This window comes from Paraburkholderia sp. BL6669N2 (assembly GCF_003387275.1).
GTDB lineage: Bacteria > Pseudomonadota > Gammaproteobacteria > Burkholderiales > Burkholderiaceae > Paraburkholderia.
This window is the reverse complement of the sequence record NZ_QUNA01000001.1, coordinates 3,565,715-3,584,089: the sequence shown is the minus strand read 5'-3', so window position 1 is coordinate 3,584,089 and position 18,375 is coordinate 3,565,715. Positions and strand designations below refer to the sequence as shown.

At 59.2% G+C, this 18,375-nt stretch carries 14 protein-coding genes and 1 pseudogene; 9 read left to right on the top strand and 6 right to left on the bottom strand.

Features of this window, described 5'->3' with window-relative positions; genetic code table 11:
- The first annotated feature begins 4 nt into the window (after positions 1-4).
- Complete coding sequence (locus tag B0G80_RS47810; protein WP_116118648.1) at positions 5-325, top strand: zinc ribbon domain-containing protein; 321 nt, start codon at positions 5-7, stop codon at positions 323-325.
- 45 nt (positions 326-370) lie between these two features.
- Here the strand turns inward: B0G80_RS47810 and B0G80_RS16310 are convergent, their stop codons facing one another.
- Entirely contained in the window at positions 371-1,405 is a 1,035-nt protein-coding gene (locus B0G80_RS16310) for a helix-turn-helix domain-containing protein (RefSeq protein WP_116118647.1), read from the bottom strand.
- A 334-nt stretch (positions 1,406-1,739) separates the two neighbouring features.
- Here B0G80_RS16310 and adh point away from each other — a divergent pair, with 334 nt between their 5' ends.
- Both adh and B0G80_RS16300 read left to right on the top strand, forming a co-directional pair.
- The gene (adh, locus tag B0G80_RS16305; protein WP_116118646.1) at positions 1,740-3,260 is read left to right on the top strand and encodes an aldehyde dehydrogenase; all 1,521 of its coding nucleotides are present in this window, start codon (positions 1,740-1,742) and stop codon (positions 3,258-3,260) included.
- Positions 3,261-3,324: 64 nt separating this feature from the next.
- Positions 3,325-3,720: a DUF779 domain-containing protein gene (locus B0G80_RS16300; protein WP_116118645.1), complete on the top strand. Its 396-nt coding sequence runs from the start codon at positions 3,325-3,327 to the stop codon at positions 3,718-3,720.
- A 5-nt stretch (positions 3,721-3,725) separates the two neighbouring features.
- On the opposite strand, the gene eutC is transcribed toward B0G80_RS16300, so the two are convergent.
- Genes eutC through eat form a run of 3 tightly spaced genes read right to left on the bottom strand, consistent with a single transcriptional unit; the run spans position 3,726 to position 7,361 of the window.
- Complete coding sequence (gene eutC / locus B0G80_RS16295) at positions 3,726-4,523, bottom strand: ethanolamine ammonia-lyase subunit EutC (protein WP_116118644.1); 798 nt, start codon at positions 4,521-4,523, stop codon at positions 3,726-3,728.
- Entirely contained in the window at positions 4,520-5,914 is a 1,395-nt protein-coding gene (locus B0G80_RS16290) for an ethanolamine ammonia-lyase subunit EutB (protein WP_116118643.1), read from the bottom strand. The genes eutC and B0G80_RS16290 overlap by 4 nt, the downstream gene beginning before the upstream one ends.
- A gap of 43 nt (positions 5,915-5,957) precedes the next feature.
- The gene (gene eat, locus B0G80_RS16285; protein ID WP_106283980.1) at positions 5,958-7,361 is read right to left on the bottom strand and encodes an ethanolamine permease; all 1,404 of its coding nucleotides are present in this window, start codon (positions 7,359-7,361) and stop codon (positions 5,958-5,960) included.
- A gap of 307 nt (positions 7,362-7,668) precedes the next feature.
- Here eat and B0G80_RS16280 point away from each other — a divergent pair, with 307 nt between their 5' ends.
- The 6 genes and pseudogenes from B0G80_RS16280 (at position 7,669) to B0G80_RS16255 (ending at position 17,089) form a co-directional block, all read left to right on the top strand.
- The gene (locus B0G80_RS16280) at positions 7,669-8,151 is read left to right on the top strand and encodes a GyrI-like domain-containing protein (RefSeq protein ID WP_116118642.1); all 483 of its coding nucleotides are present in this window, start codon (positions 7,669-7,671) and stop codon (positions 8,149-8,151) included.
- A 977-nt stretch (positions 8,152-9,128) separates the two neighbouring features.
- Complete coding sequence (locus tag B0G80_RS16275; protein WP_258878894.1) at positions 9,129-10,187, top strand: reverse transcriptase family protein; 1,059 nt, start codon at positions 9,129-9,131, stop codon at positions 10,185-10,187.
- 245 nt (positions 10,188-10,432) lie between these two features.
- Complete coding sequence (locus B0G80_RS16270) at positions 10,433-11,887, top strand: DUF3375 domain-containing protein (protein WP_116119687.1); 1,455 nt, start codon at positions 10,433-10,435, stop codon at positions 11,885-11,887.
- A gap of 4 nt (positions 11,888-11,891) precedes the next feature.
- Entirely contained in the window at positions 11,892-12,539 is a 648-nt protein-coding gene (locus tag B0G80_RS16265) for a DUF4194 domain-containing protein (RefSeq protein WP_116118640.1), read from the top strand.
- Positions 12,532-15,908, top strand: a pseudogene (locus B0G80_RS16260) (ATP-binding protein). The gene B0G80_RS16265 and the pseudogene B0G80_RS16260 overlap by 8 nt, the downstream one beginning before the upstream one ends.
- Entirely contained in the window at positions 15,905-17,089 is a 1,185-nt protein-coding gene (locus tag B0G80_RS16255; RefSeq protein ID WP_116118639.1) for a Wadjet anti-phage system protein JetD domain-containing protein, read from the top strand. The pseudogene B0G80_RS16260 and the gene B0G80_RS16255 overlap by 4 nt, the downstream one beginning before the upstream one ends.
- Positions 17,090-17,259: 170 nt before the next feature.
- On the opposite strand, the gene B0G80_RS16250 is transcribed toward B0G80_RS16255, so the two are convergent.
- Together B0G80_RS16250 and B0G80_RS16245 are read right to left on the bottom strand one after the other, a co-directional pair.
- Positions 17,260-17,685 (bottom strand): hypothetical protein, encoded by a 426-nt coding sequence (locus B0G80_RS16250; protein ID WP_116118638.1) that lies wholly within the window; start codon positions 17,683-17,685, stop codon positions 17,260-17,262.
- Positions 17,669-18,247: a lysozyme gene (locus B0G80_RS16245; protein ID WP_116118637.1), complete on the bottom strand. Its 579-nt coding sequence runs from the start codon at positions 18,245-18,247 to the stop codon at positions 17,669-17,671. Before B0G80_RS16245 ends, B0G80_RS16250 begins: the two co-directional genes overlap by 17 nt.
- Positions 18,248-18,375 lie beyond the last annotated feature (128 nt).

The following is an 18,375-nucleotide window of genomic DNA, read 5'->3' as shown; positions in this document are numbered from 1 at the left end:
CGAAATGGGATTCTGGGAAAAAATGCTCGGCGGCCACCATAGTGGCGGTCGTCATGGAGGAGGTGACGGCGGCGGTCATGACGCCTGGGGCCGCGGCAATCGTCACGGATCATACGGCGATCAATCCGGCCACGGCATGCCGCCGTCTCCGACCAGCAGCGCGCGGGCGTCATGTCCGCAGTGCCGGACCGCCAACGCGCAAGGTGCGCGCTTCTGCCAGCAATGTGGAACCTCGCTCATGCCGGCGACGTGCGGCGCTTGCCGCGCTTCCATTGCGCCTGGAGCGAAGTTCTGTCAGCAGTGCGGGACCGCGACACAGGCTTGAAGCAAGGACGGTGACCCGGGCCTGCGTGCCACAGTTCCGTTCGGACTAATGCGCCAACGCAAGCCGGTTAACCGAGCCGATCGCGGCCTTCAACGTATCCGAAGGCCGCATGCCAAAGAGCTTCCGGTAATCGGTTGCGAACTGGCTCAAGTGCCAGAAGCCCCACGCCGCCGCCACGTCCTGCACCGAGCGTGATTCGCGCGATGCATTCGACAGATCGCGCCGCGCGCCATTCAGACGGATGGCGCGCAGATACGTGGCAGGCGCCATGCCGAACACGTCCTGAAAGCAGTATTGCAGCGTGCGCCGGCTCACATGGAGTTGCTCGCACAACTCCGGCACGCTCACTGCCCGCTCGCGATTGACCAGCACATAGTCGCGCGCTTCCGACACGATCGACCGCCGGCGTGGCCGCGCCGGCATCGCCACCGGCTCCGAGCCGGGCAACGCGCCGACGTCGAAGAGCAAAGCCAGCACCGAAGCCTGCAGATTGTTGCGCGCGACCGAAGAGAGCGGCGTGCCGCGCGCCGCGCCATCGTCGAGCAGTTGACGCAGCGTGGCGCACAACTGCTGCTTGCGAGCCATGCCGATCGGCACGACTTGCGTGTTCGGCACATGATCGGCCAGCCCGACGCGCTCCACTTCCGCCGCGTAACGGCGCAGCACTTCGCCATTGACCACCACGCCAAAAATCTCGTAACCCGCCGAGGTCAGCAATTCGAATTCGATGCCGCCCGGACGAAACGCGAGCGCGTCGCCGGCAATCACCTGAGCGTCGATGCGGCCCGAACCCGCGGGGCAAGTCGGGATACCGAACCAGTACGCGTCCTTTTGCACCTCGCAGGTTTGCCGCAGCGTGTGACTGGTCGTTTCGACGAACACCTGCATGTGATCGAGGCACAGCTCCGTCAGGCCGCCGACAAAACATCCCGCCGTCAACTGATCGTAGGTTTGGCTCCAGCCGTGGAGATTGCGCGCCTGTTCGTCGGCGTCGTGCGCGACGCAGGTCTGCACGCGGAAGCTCGGCTGCGGCGTGAGCGTCGGACTGAGCAGGGTGTCGCTGAGCGTATCAATCGTCATACCGGATCTGCCCAAATGGAATATCGAGGAGGATCGAGGGGAAAGAACAGGCAATTCCCATGCCGAACGAATCCGGTGGCTGCTCATGCGTTTGTATCGGCAGACATCAAAGCCCATGTTCAATGGATGAACAGCGCTGCACACCTTGCTCAGAAACGAAACGCTCACCTTGCGCCGGTTGAACAGCGTGACGCCTCATACCGTGCGCGAGTGCCTGCTACGCGTGCAAGGATCACCTGCGCGGTGCATTGGCACACTTCTGGCTCTAGCCGTTCGCGGCCAATCGATATATCGAGCCGAATATAGCCCATTCAAACATGTGAGGAGCACACAGATGAATCACGCAGAGATGCAATTTCTGACCACCGAATTCCCGTACAAGAAGCAGTATGCGAATTTTATCGGCGGCGAATGGGTGAAGCCCGTAGGCGGCGAGTACTTCGACAACGTGTCGCCGATCACCGGTGAAGCTTTCACGTCGATCCCACGTTCGCGCGAAGCCGACGTCGAACTCGCGCTCGATGCGGCGCATCGTGCGAAAGCCGCGTGGGGAAAAACCTCCGCCGGCGACCGCGCGAACATTCTGATGCGCATTGCCGACCGGATGGAAGCGAACCTGCAACGTCTCGCCGTGGCCGAGACGATCGACAACGGCAAGCCGCTACGCGAAACCATGGCCGCCGACATTCCGCTCGCCATCGATCACTTCCGCTATTTCGCCGGCGCCGTGCGCGCGCAGGAAGGCTCGATCTCCGAGATCGATCACGACACCGTCGCGTACCACTTTCATGAACCACTCGGCGTGGTCGGCCAGATCATTCCGTGGAATTTCCCGATCCTGATGGCCGTATGGAAGCTTGCACCCGCACTCGCCGCCGGCAACTGCGTCGTGCTCAAGCCGGCCGAGCAAACGCCCGCTTCGATTCTCGTGCTCGTCGAACTGATTCACGACCTGTTGCCCGCAGGCGTGCTGAATGTGGTGAACGGCTTTGGTCTAGAGGCCGGCAAGCCGCTCGCCTCCAGCAAGCGCATCGCCAAGATCGCGTTTACCGGCGAGACCACGACCGGTCGCCTGATCATGCAGTACGCGAGCCAGAACATCATTCCCGTAACGCTCGAACTTGGCGGCAAGAGCCCGAATATTTTCTTCGACGACGTGATGAGCGCCGACGACAGCTATTTCGACAAGGCGCTCGAAGGCTTCACGATGTTCGCGCTGAATCAGGGCGAAGTGTGCACGTGTCCGTCGCGCGTGTTGATCGATGAAAAGATCTACGATCGATTCATGGAACATGCGCTCAAGCGCGTCGCGGCGATCACGCAAGGGCATCCGCTCGACGCCAGGACGATGATCGGCGCGCAGGCCTCGCAAGAGCAGCTGGAAAAGATTCTCTCGTATGTCGACCTCGGCAAACAGGAGGGCGCCGAATGCCTGATCGGCGGCGAACGCAACGCGCTCGGTGGTGAATTGAGCAAAGGCTATTACGTGAAGCCGACCGTATTCCGCGGCCACAACAAGATGCGCATCTTCCAGGAAGAAATTTTCGGGCCGGTGGTGTCAGTCACGACGTTCAAGACCGAAGAAGAAGCGCTCGAAATCGCCAACGACACGCTCTACGGTCTCGGCGCCGGCGTGTGGACACGCGACGGCACGCGCGCCTATCGCTTCGGCCGGCAGATTCAGGCAGGCCGCGTGTGGACCAACTGCTATCACGCCTATCCGGCGCATGCGGCATTCGGCGGCTATAAGCAGTCCGGCATCGGACGTGAGAATCACAAGATGATGCTCGACCACTATCAGCAAACCAAAAACCTGCTGGTCAGCTATAGCGACAAGCCGCTCGGTTTCTTCTAAGCGTCGCGTTCCTGTTCGGGCGGGCCGCATTGCGCGGCTCGCTCTTTTTCTGCGAGGGCATGTGATGGCTGCCGAGAAAGAAGTTGCCCGCGTGATCGCAACGCCTGCGGCTGTCGACCTGATCGACAAGTTGCGCGCCGAGCATGGCGAGGTGCTGTTCCATCAATCCGGTGGATGCTGCGACGGCAGCGCACCGATGATGTTTCCTCAAGGCGAGTTCATGGTCGGCTCGTCCGATGTCAAACTCGGCACGATTGCGGGCGTGCCGTTTTACATGAGCGAATCGCAATTCGAATACTGGCAGCACACGCAGTTGATCATCGACGCAGTGCCGGGGAACGGCGGAATGTTTTCTCTGGAGCGGCCCAGTGGTTTACGGTTCCTGACGCGCTCCCGTCTTTTCGAGGATGGAGAGAATGCGTGGCTGGAAACGCATCCGGTGGAACGCGCCGATGCTTGATCGTTTTATGGTGTGCTGGATTTTGAATCGTCGCTGACGGCGGGCGCCGCTGGTGTATCGGCCAGCAGCGCATCGCTGTCGTCTTTCAGGCCGACGCCGGTCAAACCCAAACGCCTTGCATGCGTCAGCAGATAATGCAGCTTGTGCGCGGCCAGCGGAAAGTCGAGTCCTTCAGGACGCACATTCGAAATACAGTTGCGCTGGGCGTCGCTACAGCCCACTTTGGGCGCGTAGGTCAGATAGATGCCGAGGCTGTCGGGCGAACTCAAACCTGGCCGCTCACCGATCAGCATCACCACCAACTTTGCATTGAGCAACTCGCCGATCTCGTCACCCAACGCGACGCGCGCCTGACGCGCGATCACGACTGGGCCAATCTTCCAGTCCGCGAGTCGCGGAACCACGGCTTGCAGCAACGGGATCGATTGCTTCGACGCTGCGAACGCCGAAAGACCATCGCCGATCACGAAGACCACTTCGGGGGAATCGTTCGGCATCGCTGCCAGCGCCACGCGACTCTCTTCCGATAAACGCCGCCCGAGATCGGGACGCCGCAAGTAATGCTCACGATCCGGCGCGGCGCTATGCACGTCGAGCGTCTTGAAGTTTTGCGCGCGCAATTGCTCGTGCAGCACGTCGGTATCGAGCGGATGATGCACAGCGTCGCGCGCCTGCGCGTGCGACAGGTTGAACGCCAGAAGCGGCGCGGTCGGCAAGCTATTGCCCGCGCGGCCCAGCGCGATGCGCGCGTTGGTGAATTGCCGCAGGGCGTTCCAGGGATTCTTTTCGAGGAAGTCGCTCATGCGATGCCCATCCAGTCGCGCGCGCCTTCGAGCAACGGTTGCTGTGTCGATGCGCTCAGCAGCGCGCCGCGCGCATCGGTGATTTGCATCGACTCCAGCCATTCTTCGAATTCCGGTGCGCGGCGCAAACCGAGTACATCGCGCACATAAAGCGCGTCGTGGAAAGACGTGCTCTGATAATTGAGCATGACGTCGTCCGCGCCTGGAATGCCCATGATGAAGTTGATGCCCGCTACGCCAAGCAGCGTGAGCAGATTGTCCATGTCGTCCTGGTCGGCTTCAGCGTGATTCGTGTAGCAGATGTCGCAACCCATCGGCACGCCAAGCAGTTTGCCGCAGAAGTGATCCTCAAGACCGGCGCGGGTGATCTGCTTACCGTCGTACAGATATTCCGGGCCGATGAAGCCGACCACGGTATTCACCAGAAAAGGATTGAACTTGCGCGCGACCGCATAAGCGCGCACCTCGCACGTCTGCTGGTCCACGCCGAAATGTGCATCCGCCGACAAAGCGCTGCCCTGGCCGGTTTCGAAGTACATCAGGTTGTTGCCGACCGTCCCGCGCTTCAAGGAGAGTCCCGCTTCATACGCTTCCTGCAGCAGCGCGAGCGAAATGCCGAAGCCCGCGTTCGCTTTCTCCGTACCCGCAATCGATTGAAACACCAGATCGACTGGCGCGCCTTTTTCGATTGCGGCAATCGTGTTGGTAACGTGAGTCAGCACGCACGATTGCGTCGGCACCTGATAGCGTTGGCGGAAGTCGTCGATCATCAGCAGCAGTTTGGTGATCGCGGCGAGATTGTCGCTCGCCGGGTTGATGCCGATCATCGCGTCGCCGCACCCGTACATGAGGCCGTCAAGCATCGAGGCAGCGATGCCCTTGACGTCGTCGGTCGGATGATTTGGTTGCAAACGCACCGACATGTGCCCCGGTAAGCCGACCGTGTTTCGAAAGCGCGTAATCACCGGCCGTTTGCGTGCCGCCGCGATCAGATCCTGATTGCGCATCAGCTTGGACACCGCCGCGACCATCTCCGGTGTCAGGCCCGCGGTGATACGCGTGAGCGCGTCGGCATCCGTGGTGCTGCTCAGCAGCCAGTTGCGGAAGTCGCCGACCGTGAGGTGAGAGATCTCGGCGAACGCCTGCGGCGAATGATCGTCGATCACGAGACGCGTGACTTCGTCGCTTTCGTAGGGAATCAGCGCCTCGTTGAGGAAGGTGCGCAGCGGCACCTGCGCGAGCGCCATCTTGGCCGCGACGCGTTCTTCCTCGCTCGCGGCCGCCACGCCCGCGAGTTGGTCGCCGGAGCGTTGCGGGCTGGCCTTCGCCAGCAGGGTTTTCAGGTCGGCAAAGCGATAGGTGCGGCTGCCGATCGTCTCGGTGTAGCTCATCTTTACGACTCCATCGCCGCTGCTTGCGCAGCGGCTCGATCCGTCATTCCTCGAGCAAGGCGTCTGACGGCGCGGCTTCGCGTTGATGGCGCGTCATCAGGAAGTAGACGTAGCCCAGTGCGAGAAAGATTGCGAACACGATCGCCACCAGAAAATTGAAGTAGACCATCGTCGCCAGACAGATGACCGCGGCCACCAGTGCGAACGCCGGAAAGACCGGAAACAGCGGCGCACGGAACGGGCGCTCCATATTCGGTTCGGTGCGGCGCAGCTTGAACAGCGACAACATGCTGATGATATACATCACGATAGCGCCAAATACCGACATCGTCACGATGTTCGCCGTCAGCGTCTGGCCGCCGAACTGGATTAGCTCGTCGCTGTAGATCGCGGCGATGCCGACCACGCCGCCCGCAATGATCGCGCGATGCGGCGTCTTGAAACGCGGATGCACTTTCGAGAGCCACTCCGGCAGATAGCCGGCGCGAGCCAGCGCGAAAATTTGCCGGGAATAGCCGAGGATAATGCCGTGAAACGAGGCGACCAGCCCGAACAGGCCGAGCCACACGAGCATATGCATCCAGCCGCTATGTTCGCCGACGATATATTTCATCGCCTGCGGCAGCGGATCGTTGATGTTGGACAGCTTGGTCCAGTCGCCTGCCGCGCCGGCAAACACCATCACGCCGATGGCGAGCACCACGAGCGTCAGAATGCCGGCGACGTAGGCGATCGGAATCGAGCGCTTCGGATTCTTGGCTTCTTCCGCGGCCATGGCCACGCCTTCGATCGCCAGGAAAAACCAGATGGCGAACGGAATCGCCGCGAACATGCCATGAAACGAGCCCATGCTGAAGGTATCGGCACCGGACCAGCCGCCCTTGGTGAAATTCGACCACTGAAAGCCGGGCGACACGACGCCCATGAAAACCAGCAGTTCGAAGATCGCGAGCAGCGTCACGCACAATTCGAACGCCGCGGCGATCTGCACGCCCACGATATTTAGCGCCATGAAGATAAGGTAGGCGCCCATCGCCGCGTGTTTAGGCTCCAGACCCGGAAACTGCACGTGCAGATACGCGCCGATCGCAAGCGCGATGGCCGGCGGCGCAAACACGAACTCCACCAGCGTCGCCGCGCCGGCCAGATAACCGCCGGTCGGGCCGAACGCATGGCGGGCGTAGGCGAACGGACCGCCCGCATGCGGAATCGACGTGGTGAGCTCAGTGAAACTGAAAATGAACGTCGTATACATCGCGGCAATGAAAATCGCCGTGATGACAAAGCCGAGCGTGCCGGCGCTCGCCCAGCCATAGCTCCAACCGAAATATTCGCCGGAAATGACGAGGCCGACCGCGATGCCCCACAGTTGCCACGTGCCGAGCGTCTGCTTCAACTCGTGATGCGTGACTTTGCCGACGTGCTGATTCTTCGACTCTGATTTCATCGGACGCTCCCTGATAGTGCCGGCAGCCCGACGCCGCAAGGCTTTGCGGCGCACGGGCGGACAGGCTTGAGCCGATAGTAGTGAGCCATTATTCGAGGTGTTATCGAAATTCGGCAAAGTTCTGGGCGGTTCGGTGTCAGCGGGCACTTAATTGAGTATCACGTTCACCGGGCATTCGACTGAAGTTCGCAGGATTTGGTAAAGGGGCGCGTGGTACTTTCGTCCGCATTCGTTCGACAATTTTTGCGGTCATTTTGTATTCACCACCCATAGCCGGTTTCGGCCGGCACTATCAGGAGACGATCAAATGACGATGCGTGAAGTGGTGATTCGTCACGTGGAGCCGATGGAAGTTTTATCGGTCGATCACGTTGGGCCGTATATGCAGATCGGCAAGGCGTTTGATGCGCTGTTCGGTTGGCTCGCGAAACACAATTTGCTCGCGGCTGAGATGCGCATGATCGGTGTTTACTACGACGATCCCGGCGTCGTTGCAGAAAGCGAGTTGCGCTCGAAGGCCGGTGTGTTGTTGCCGCATCCGGTTCAGGCGTCCGTGACGGTGAGTCCGCCGGCTTCGGTGACACATGTGAAAGGTGGTGAGTACGCGGTGTTGCGACATCAAGGACCGTATAGCGATATGCGTGCCGCATATGAGTGGCTGTACGGAACGTGGCTCGTGCGGTCCGGGCGAGACGCGGCGGATGCGCCGGTGTTCGAGGAGTATGTGAATAGCCCGAAGGATACGGCGCCTGCGGATCTGATCACGGAGATCTGTTTACCACTGGCTTGAGCGTATACGTGCCCGGCTATGCTCGCTTGTGCAGTGTGCCGCGCGGGTACCTCTCTGGTTTTAAAGTCTTTGTATATGTATACGTAGTAATAGTTAACAAGCCTCGCATCCTGCTGTGGATAACCTGAAACTTCGTTGACGGATCAAGGCACTGCGGAATCGATAACCCTGCGGAGCGTGTTCGGACAGGAACACGGAGCCAGGGACAACTTTCGTGCGACCTGGCGACGTGGCGTTCTTATCAAGGTTCCACCCACAATGTGTCAGGTGGCTTGTACAAGAGTTGTCCAAAGGGAGCTGTGGATAACCCGGCGGACTTGGCGTCACCCAACGCATCTTGTTGACTCTGCACGAACATACGCTGTATCAGTTCCGTTCGACGACGCGACCGTCAGATTTCCGCCGTCCGAATATGGCGAAAAATCGCTTCATACGGCCAATGCGTTGACAAGCTCCGGGGGGCTCGCATATCGTCGCCACGCGGGACGGCTGGTCAAGCACGCCTGGATACAGGCCGCATCGGTTCCGGGCACTACGGGGCTACCCCGTGGATCGACACTCCTCCGCAGTTCGTCGCATGAGCCTCAGTTGCGCGTTGCGCAAGAGAGCTCACGCAGCACAAGACGCGTTGACTGGCCGCCCCGCCTTCCTTTGCTATGTCCTTATCTTCGCTGCAACACGTCACTTACGCGATTGCCGATGCCATGCTGGCCGGCCCGGCTGAGCCTGCGGGAATGGTCGAGCGGATGACGCTCGCATTAGGCGAGGCCGCCGGCTGGATGAACGGATTGGCGCGCCACGTGGCGAAGAGATTTGCTGCGCGGTGGGATCGCGTCGGGCGCAAGGAGTTGTCGACGGTCGTGGCCGGGATGCCCGGCTTCGTATCAGCGTGGCGCAGCGAGCAGCCGCCGACCGTGGTTCGCGTGCTGACGCGGCCGCCTGTTCAGCGACCGCCTCCGCTGTGGTTGCGCGACGTAATGCTGCCGCAACTGCCCACACCTGGCGATCTGGCTGCGTGGTTAAAAGTCGAACCGGACGAATTGGACTGGTTTGCCGATCGCTGGCGCGTGCCGGCACACAGCGCGGCGACGCCGCTTCATCACTATTCGTACAAGGCGATCGAGAAGTGCGACGGTCGATACCGGATCATCGAGATTCCCAAATCGCGATTGCGGGCTTTGCAACGCAAAGTGTTGTCAGGTTTGCTCGACCGTATTCCAGCTCACGAATCGGCGCATGGTTTTCGACGTGGCCGGAATATCGTGACCTTTGCCGCGCCGCATGTGGCGAAAGCGGTGGTGATGCGCTTTGATCTCACTGACTTCTTTGCGTCAGTCCATGCGGGACGCGTTTACTCCGCTTTTCACGCATTGGGCTACCCGCTCGCCGTTGCAAGGGCATTGACCGCGCTGTGTACCAATCGTGTCCCGAGCAGCCGCTTGCTCGCGCCGGATGTGCGCGACCGGATCGATTGGCAGGAACGGCAGCGTTATCGGAACCGGCATTTGCCGCAGGGCGCGCCGACGTCACCGGCGTTGGCGAACCTGTGCGCTTTTCGGCTTGATGTTCGGCTTGCGGGTCTGGCGCGTTCGGTCGGTGCGAGTTACACGCGGTATGCCGATGACCTGGCGTTTTCCGGTGACGAAAATCTTGCTCGTATGGCGGAGCGCTTAACCGTTCGTGTCGCGGCGATTGCCCTTGAAGAGGGGTTTTCGGTCAATCTGAGGAAGACTCGCGTGATGCGGCGCGGTGCGCGGCAGCATCTGGCCGGGGTGGTGGTCAATAGCCATGTGAATGTGGCGCGGCCGGAGTTCGATGCGCTGAAAGCCGTTCTCACCAATTGCGTACGGCATGGGCCGCGCTCGCAGAATCGGGATGATCATGCGGATTTTCGGGCGCATCTTGCCGGGCGGGTTGCGCATGTCGCCATGGTGAATGCGGCGAGAGGTGCAAAGCTGAGGGCTTTGCTTGAGCGGATTGAGTGGGATGAGGAGAGCGGGGTTGGGGCTAATTCTAACGGTAAGGCGAGTCGCTGAGGATTCGGTTACGCCTAAGCTCACAGGCGGTAGTCCATGCCAAATACATGGTTCTTCATCGATCCTTGGCTTGCGGAAATCATTCAAACGACGGCATCGGCAGTCGTTCCTCCTCGCAAAACCTCGTTCCATAACTGAGGACCATTCAGCGCATAGAATGCGAAGAGTAATCATGGTACTCGCTCGCGTCGAGCAGTAGGATGCGAACGACGAATCTGACCGTTTCGCTCTCCAGCTCTCGCGCCATGGACTTCGACTATTCCACGCTCGACGCGTTACGCCAGAATCATCCGGCGTGGCGCCTGCTGCGCTCAGACCACGCGCCGCTCGTGGCAAGCTTTCTGCATCGCGTTTTCACCGCGCCTAATGTGCGCGTGATATCGCAAGCAGATCTGGCCGAAGCGCTCGAGGACGAACTGTATGCGTTGCGCGAACAACTCGGTACCGCAACCTTTCCCAAAGCCGCTTCCGATTACCTCACTGACTGGAGCGCCAACGATAAAGGCTGGCTGCGCAAGTTCTATCCTCAGGATTCGGACGAACCGCATTTCGATCTCACGCCCGCTACGGAAATGGCGATTGCATGGCTTGGCACATTGACGGCCCGTAGCTTCGTCGGTACAGAATCGCGCTTGCTTACGCTGTTTGAATTGCTCAAACAGATGAGCGAGGGCAGCGAAAGTGACCCCAAGACACGGCTTGCCGAACTGCACAAGCGTCGCGCGGAGATTGACGCAGACATCGTTCGCGCAGAGGCTGGTGACATCTCCATTCTGGATGATACGGCGCTCAAAGATCGCTTTCAGCAGTTCACCGCGATCGCGCGGGAATTGCTGACCGATTTCCGTGAGGTCGAGCATAACTTTCGTGGTCTCGATCGCCGGGTGCGCGAGCGTATTGCACTGTGGGACGGCGCGAAAGGTGAATTGCTGGAAGAAATCATGGGCGAGCGCGATGCGATCGCCGACTCGGATCAGGGCCGCAGCTTCCGGGCGTTCTGGGACTTCCTGATGTCGAGCAGTCGTCAGGAAGAACTCACCGTTTTGCTCGACCGCGTGCTGGCACTCCCGCCTGTCGCGGAACTCAAACCCGATGCACGTACACGGCGGGTTCACTATGACTGGCTGGAAGCGGGCGAACATACGCAGCGCACCGTCGCATTTTTGTCGCAGCAACTGCGGCGCTTTCTCGACGATCAGGCATGGCTCGAGAATCGTCGCATCATGGATATCCTGCATGGCGTCGAAGCCAGAGCGCTGGCGCTCCGTGACGCGCCCCCTGCTGACGAAGTCATGACTATCGCCGATGTCGCGGCCAATATCGAACTACCGATGGAGCGTCCACTCTACGCCCCGAGCCTCAAACCACGCATTGCCGGCATTGCAATCGAGGCCGGCGACGACGACATCGACGCCGCGGCGTTGTACGCCCAGGTCGTCGTCGACAAAGCCAGACTGGTATGGCATATCCGTCATGTTCTGCAGGACCATTCGCAAGTGACGCTACGCGAACTTTGCGCAATCCAGCCTCTACAACAAGGTTTGGCCGAACTCGTCGCCTACCTGCAACTTGCCAGCGATGCGTTCAGCACGGTGGTGGACGAGCAGGTCAGCGAAACGATCGTCTGGGTCGGACACAATGACAACGGCGAACAGGAGACCCGACAGGCGAAGCTGTCGCGAGTCATTTTCGTGAGATAAAAACATGCACGAACAGGAACCTGCCACAACGGTTTCGACACACGATCTGTCGAGCCTTTTGATTCCGTTGCTTAAAGGCGTCATTTACCGCGAGGCGGATATGGCGCTTTGGAGCGCGCTGCTCGACTTGCAAGCGCGCGTCAGAGACTACGTCACCGTGCTGAATCTCGAGTTGGTGCTCGATGAAGCCGAAGGATATGCGTTCCTGCGCTCACGCCCCGATAGCGGCGACGAAGATTCGCCCGCGTTGCCCCGTCTTATCGCGCGACGTCCGTTGTCCTTTCCTGTCAGCCTGATGCTGGCGTTGTTGCGCAAAAAGCTCGCCGAGTCCGACGCAGGCGGCGGAGAAACGCGGCTCATCCTCACGCGCGAGCAGATTGTGGAGACAGTCCGTGTGTTTCTGCCAGCAGGCAGCAACGAGGCCAAATTAATCGATCAGATCGACACGCATGTGAACAAAATCATCGAACTCGGGTTTCTGCGCAAGCTGAAGCCGACTACGGGCACGCGTGAGACGCAAGCCATCGCTTTCGAGGTACAGCGCATTCTCAAAGCATTTGTCGACGCTCAGTGGCTGGCCGATTTCGATGCACGGCTTGCGGCTTATCAAGCGCAACTAGGTACAGCTGCATCAAGGAACGCAGATGACTGATATGCAATTGCCCGGGCTCGATTTCGTCTCCGACGACGCACTGTCCGGTTTTCGCCTGCATCAACTGGAAGTCTTTAACTGGGGGACTTTCGATCGCCGCGTCTGGACGCTGAATCCCGCCGGCAAAAACGCGCTGTTGACGGGCGACATCGGCTCCGGCAAATCGACCCTCGTCGATGCCGTGACAACATTGCTTGTACCCGCGCATCGGATCGCCTACAACAAAGCTGCGGGCGCCGACAGCAAGGAGCGGACGCTGCGCTCGTACGTACTCGGCCACTACAAGTCAGAGCGCAACGAAGCCAGCGGTTCAGCCAAGCCCGTTGCTTTACGCGACTCCAACAGTTATTCAGTGATACTCGCCCGTTTCCACAATGCGGGTTATGACCTGACCATCACGCTTGCCCAGGTGTTCTGGATGAAGGAGCCGCACGGCCAACCCGCGCGGCTGTTCATTGGTGCGGAACGGGCGCTGTCGATCGCAACAGACTTTGCCGATTTCGGACCGGACATCTCCGGTCTGCGCAAAAAGTTACGCGCGCTCGGCGCGGACGTGTTCGATAGTTTCCCCCCTTACGGTGCATGGTTCCGCCGGCGCTTCGGAATCGAGAATGAGCAGGCGCTCGAGTTATTTCATCAAACGGTATCCATGAAGTCGGTGGGCAATCTGACGGATTTCGTCCGCAGCCACATGCTCGAGCCGTTCGACGTCGCGTCGCGTATGACTGCGCTGATCGGTCACTTCGAAGACCTGAATCGCGCGCATGAAGCGGTGTTGAAAGCCAAGCGGCAGATGGAACGGCTAAGTCCACTGATCGAAGATTGCGAGCGGCATGCGCTGCTTGTAACGCAGGTGGAAGATTTGCGGGCATGCCGTGATGCGATGAGATCCTATGCCGCCGACCTCAAGCTCCGTTTGCTCGACCGCCGAATCGAAAATCTCGCAGCGGAGTGGGAGCGCCAGGACGCCCACGTCAAGCGGCTCGATGCCATGCGCTCCACGCATCGCGTCGAAGAAGGCGAACTGCGGCGCAACATCGCCGAAAATGGTGGAGACCGGCTGGAGCGGTTGGAAGCGGAGATTCAATCGAAAGATGCGGAATGCACCCGGCGGAAGCAAAAAGCACAGCGGTTCGACGATCTCGCGCAGGTGGCCGGAGAACAGGCTCCTGAGGACGAACAGTCCTTTATGGCGTTGCGCCGACGTGTGAGCGAGCGTCTCGACGCCGTGCAGTCGGACGAAGCGCGGCTGCAGAACGACCTGACCGAACACGTCGTCAGTTTCCGCGCAGGCCGACAGGAACATGACGCACTGACGGCGGAGATCGACAGTCTGAAGAGTCGCCGCAGCAACATCCCCGCGGAACAGATCGCAATGCGCGCCGCGTTGTGCAATGCTCTCGCGCTTCCTGAAGCGGATGTATGCTTTGCCGGCGAACTGTTGCAGGTACGTGACGATGAGCGCGGTTGGGAGGGCGCCGCCGAGCGTCTGCTGCGAAGTTTTGGCCTGTCGCTTCTCGTTTCGGATGAACACTACGCCGCTGTCACCGAATGGGTGGATAAAACTCACCTCAAAGGGCGGCTCGTTTATTTTCGGGTTCGGCGATCCGCCAGACGCGAACGTCCCGAAGTGCATCGCGATTCGCTTGCCCGCAAGCTGTCGGTCAAACCTGAATCGCCGTTCTACGATTGGTTGGAGTATGAAGTCGCGCAGCGCTTCAACGTCGTCTGCTGCGACACGCAGGAACAATTTCGCCGCGAGACGCGGGCCATTACACGTGCCGGTCAGATCAAGGCGCCCGGCGAGCGGCACGAGAAAGACGATCGCCATCGGCTGGACGATCGTCGGCGTTACGTGTTGGGCTGGACTAATACGGCGAAGATTCAGGCGCTTGAAGCGCAATTCAGACCAGCTGGCTGCGCAGTTGCGCGAGTTGGGCTCACTGATCGGCAAGATTGAGGCCGAGCAATCCGGACTCAGGACGCGCTTGAACGCGCTGTCGCTGCTCAACGAACATGCGGAGTACCGTGAGATCGACTGGCGCGGTGTCGCGACGGAGATCGCCGATCTCCGTGACGAGAAGACTCGTCTGGAATCCGCCTCTGACTTGTTGCATGAACTCACCCAGCGTCTGAATCAGGTCGGCGCCGCACTGGTTGACGTGGAGGCGAAACTCGATGGACACAAGGCCGAGCGCACGCGTATCGAAGAGCGGCAGCGCATAGCCGACGACTTGCATTCCCAGGCCAAAGCGGTTCTTGACGAGCCGGCCTACTCGACCCATAAGGGTTATTTCGAACGGCTCACCGAGCTATGGTCCGAATTGCTCGGCAAGCATCAATTGACCGTCGAATCCTGTGACAATCGCGAGAGCGAAATGCGCAAATGGTTGCAGGACAGTATCGACGCGGAGGACAAAAAAGTTTCGCGCCAGCGCGAGAAGATCGTGGTCGCCATGCGCGAATATTGCACAGCCTTTCCGCTCGAGACGCAGGAAGTGGATGTTGCCATTGAAGCAGCGCAAGAATATCGCGCCATGCTGGACACGTTGAAAGCAGACGATTTGCCGCGCTTCGAAGCTCGCTTCAAGGATTTGCTCAATGAGAACACCATTCGCGAAGTGGCCAACTTCCAGTCCCAACTGGCTCGCGAACGCGAGACGATAAGGGAGCGGATTGCGTTGATCAACGAGTCGCTCACGCAGATCGACTATAACGCCGGTCGTTATATCGTTCTGGAAGCGCAGTTGAGTCAGGACGCAGAGATCCGCGACTTTCAGAGCGATTTGCGTTCCTGTACCGAAGGCACGCTAACAGGCTCGGATGACGTTCAGTATTCCGAAGCCAAGTTTCTTCAAGTCAAACAGATTATCGAACGATTTCCGTGGACGTGAGGGGCTGGCCGAGCAGGATCGTCGCTGGTCGGCGAAGGTCACTGACGTGCGCAACTGGTTCGTCTTCGCCGCCAGCGAACGTTGGCGCGAGGATAACAGCGAGCACGAGCACTATTCCGACTCGGGCGGCAAGTCTGGCGGGCAAAAAGAAAAGCTTGCCTATACGATCCTGGCCGCGAGCCTCGCTTACCAGTTCGGTCTCGAGTGGGGCGCCGTGCGCTCACGCTCTTTCCGATTCGTCGTCATCGACGAAGCATTCGGGCGCGGATCCGACGAGTCCGCGCAGTACGGTCTGCGGCTTTTCGCCCAGTTGAACCTGCAATTGCTAATCGTCACTCCACTGCAGAAGATTTATATCATCGAACCATTTGTGGCCAGCGTCGGATTTGTCGACAATCAGGAGGGACGTGAATCGAGGTTGCGGAATCTTTCGATCGAAAAGTATCGCGAGGAAAAAGGCAGGAGCGAATCGTGAGCTGGACGACACCAGCAGATCTGCGCATGCAGGTAAACAGGCTCTGGGAAAGGGGTGAACTGCTTGCTGGACTCGCTACGGGAGCTACTCTGTTCCCGAAGCGTCTCGGGCTCAAAGGGCCCACATCGGCCGAAATCACGGAGCGCTTCCAAGACATTCGTCAGTGGAGTGGAAGCCTCAGGGCGGCAGCGCATTGCCGCGTCGAGATGCGTGAGTTCCGGCACCGGGTTTTCGGCGCTAATGCGTTACCGGTTGAAGTCTGGATCGACTCATTCGAGGATGCCGTCGCGTTGATTGGAAAACAACGCGATGCAGCCAGGTTCGCCTTGTTGCTGGATGTGACTCGCGCGCGCGAACCGCGCCTTGTTGCATGGTTAGCGAAAAGACCACTCAGGGCGCTTGAACTGGCGGATGTGTGGGGACGGCTGCTTGATGTGTGCATGTGGCTGGAGCGGCATCCGCGTCCCGGTGTGTATGTCAGGCAGATCGACATCGCAAATGTGCACACTAAATTTATCGAGGCTTATCGCGGTGTGCTTTCGGAATTGCTCGATAGCGTGCTTCCCGAGCCAGCCGTGGATTTCGAAAGGTCGGGTCTGGGTCAGTTCGCGGCGCGTTATGGGTTTCGGGAAAAGCCATTGCGTATCCGATTTCGCGTGCTGGATGTGAAGAAGGCGCTGTTTTATCCCGCCAGCGTTGAGCAGGACATCACGCTCGATGCCGCCAGTTTTGCTCGCCTGGAGCTCGATGTCAGCCGCGTTTTTATCACCGAGAACGAAACTAATTTTCTGGCCTTTCCGCCAGTTGAAGACAGCGCGGTTGTTTTCGGCGCGGGATATGGTTTTGAAATGCTGACTGCCGCCAAATGGCTTTTGCATCGGCGGATTCACTACTGGGGCGATATCGACACGCATGGGTTCGCGATTCTCGATCAGCTACGCTATCAGTTCGACCACGTGGAATCGTTCTTGATGGACCGGGAGACGTTGCTAGCGTTTGAATCGCAGTGGGATCGAGAGGATAAGCAGACGCTGCGGGATCTGCCGCGGTTGAATCGCGATGAGGGCGCGTTGTATGACGATCTGCGCGATAACCGTTTGCGCGCGAATCTGCGGCTGGAGCAGGAGAAGATTGGGTTTGGATGGGTGGAGGCGGCGCTTGGGAAGTTGGGTGTTGCTTGATGGCTATCGCGTACTCGTTGGGCGACGCTTTATTACAATGCTTATTGGGGGCTGCTTTCCCTGCGATCTGCCCACGCGATGCGGTGAACCAGATAAGGTAAGCCAGCACGCTGGACCAGTGAAGCGCGTGCACAGCGCGAACCATCCGGTCACAGGCAATTCAGCGTTTGTTATTGAACATTGTGCTCGTTGAGAATGGCATGAAGACGCTTGTTCTGCAATTTCCGCTGGTCGTATATGCATTCTGCGTACGCGGAGTCCCACATATTGTAGTGACCCGGTGTCGGCGACGGGAGCCAACCTGTGCCGGTCTCTTTTTCAAGTCTACAAAACCGCTCGGCGTCGTCCTGAGCTTTCATGTAGGCATCCAGTAGATTCCCGTTTTCATTTCCTTGCGGAATCGTCTTCCTGATCTCTTCATAAGTTGTTTTCGTATCCGCCATTACCTCTTTCGTGAGTGCGTCGAAGCACGCTATGTCGTAGCCAGTACCGCCGAGATGCTTTAGGCACGACGCGTCTATTTTCGCAAAGGCTGCTGTGCTCGCCAGCACGAGCACCAGCGCCAGCCCCGCCCGCTTCCTAGTGAGTTGCATCATAGACTCCCGCCTGAAACATCTTTGCCTCTGTGTATCTGCGATAAGCGAGCGTATTTTTGTGTCCCGGTCGGAATGTTTTTATAAAATCGAACATCTTTTGATATTGTCCCGTGTTGACTTTTTCCACGAGATCGTCAATACCGTGACCACCGCCGCTATTAAACGTCAAGCTGACGAGCGCATCATATTCGAACTGAAGAAGGGGCACCATAACCCTTCGATTGACGGCGCCTTCAGCCGTTGCCAGATCCCTTCGGGCTAGCTGTCGGGCGCGATCTATTGTTATGGTCTCGCCGACAGCAATGTTGTCGCTCGAAACGATCAGATGGCCCATACCGACCGTGGGGTTACCCCGATCATCCAGGTATGCCTTAAGAACGAAGCCATCTGTAACGCGTTGACTCTTAAAATTCAAGCCGTTTAGCACGCCGGATTCCCACTCACCGAAGAAGGAAAGAAGCGCGTCGGACAAGTGCCACGGTTTCGCCAACCTATTGCTGTATGCCGACACTACTGAGTTCGAGTCGGCAGTCGTGCTAGCTGTTGCAACGGGATCTGACATTACGCCTCCAGTTTGTAGGCAAGCTGAACCGGAGTAAGCCACGTGCCGCTTGTCGCGCAAGGCGCTGTGTGTTTATTTCGTTCGAGGTTGAAAGGTGTAGTGTTTCCCTCCGGAGGCTAAGAAGCGAG

What these genes read in the sequence shown, in the direction of transcription:
- B0G80_RS16280 (WP_116118642.1), top strand. Translation starts at nt 7,669, where the DNA reads ATGACGATGCGTGAAGTGGTGATTCGTCACGTGGAGCCGATGGAAGTT.
- B0G80_RS16270 (WP_116119687.1), top strand. Translation starts at nt 10,433, where the DNA reads ATGGACTTCGACTATTCCACGCTCGACGCGTTACGCCAGAATCATCCG.
- adh (WP_116118646.1), top strand. Translation starts at nt 1,740, where the DNA reads ATGAATCACGCAGAGATGCAATTTCTGACCACCGAATTCCCGTACAAG.
- B0G80_RS16310 (WP_116118647.1), bottom strand. Translation starts at nt 1,405, where the DNA reads ATGACGATTGATACGCTCAGCGACACCCTGCTCAGTCCGACGCTCACG.
- eutC (WP_116118644.1), bottom strand. Translation starts at nt 4,523, where the DNA reads ATGAGCGACTTCCTCGAAAAGAATCCCTGGAACGCCCTGCGGCAATTC.
- B0G80_RS16275 (WP_258878894.1), top strand. Translation starts at nt 9,129, where the DNA reads ATGCTGCCGCAACTGCCCACACCTGGCGATCTGGCTGCGTGGTTAAAA.
- B0G80_RS16265 (WP_116118640.1), top strand. Translation starts at nt 11,892, where the DNA reads ATGCACGAACAGGAACCTGCCACAACGGTTTCGACACACGATCTGTCG.
- B0G80_RS16250 (WP_116118638.1), bottom strand. Translation starts at nt 17,685, where the DNA reads ATGATGCAACTCACTAGGAAGCGGGCGGGGCTGGCGCTGGTGCTCGTG.
- B0G80_RS16300 (WP_116118645.1), top strand. Translation starts at nt 3,325, where the DNA reads ATGGCTGCCGAGAAAGAAGTTGCCCGCGTGATCGCAACGCCTGCGGCT.
- B0G80_RS16245 (WP_116118637.1), bottom strand. Translation starts at nt 18,247, where the DNA reads ATGTCAGATCCCGTTGCAACAGCTAGCACGACTGCCGACTCGAACTCA.
- B0G80_RS16290 (WP_116118643.1), bottom strand. Translation starts at nt 5,914, where the DNA reads ATGAGCTACACCGAGACGATCGGCAGCCGCACCTATCGCTTTGCCGAC.
- B0G80_RS47810 (WP_116118648.1), top strand. Translation starts at nt 5, where the DNA reads ATGGGATTCTGGGAAAAAATGCTCGGCGGCCACCATAGTGGCGGTCGT.
- eat (WP_106283980.1), bottom strand. Translation starts at nt 7,361, where the DNA reads ATGAAATCAGAGTCGAAGAATCAGCACGTCGGCAAAGTCACGCATCAC.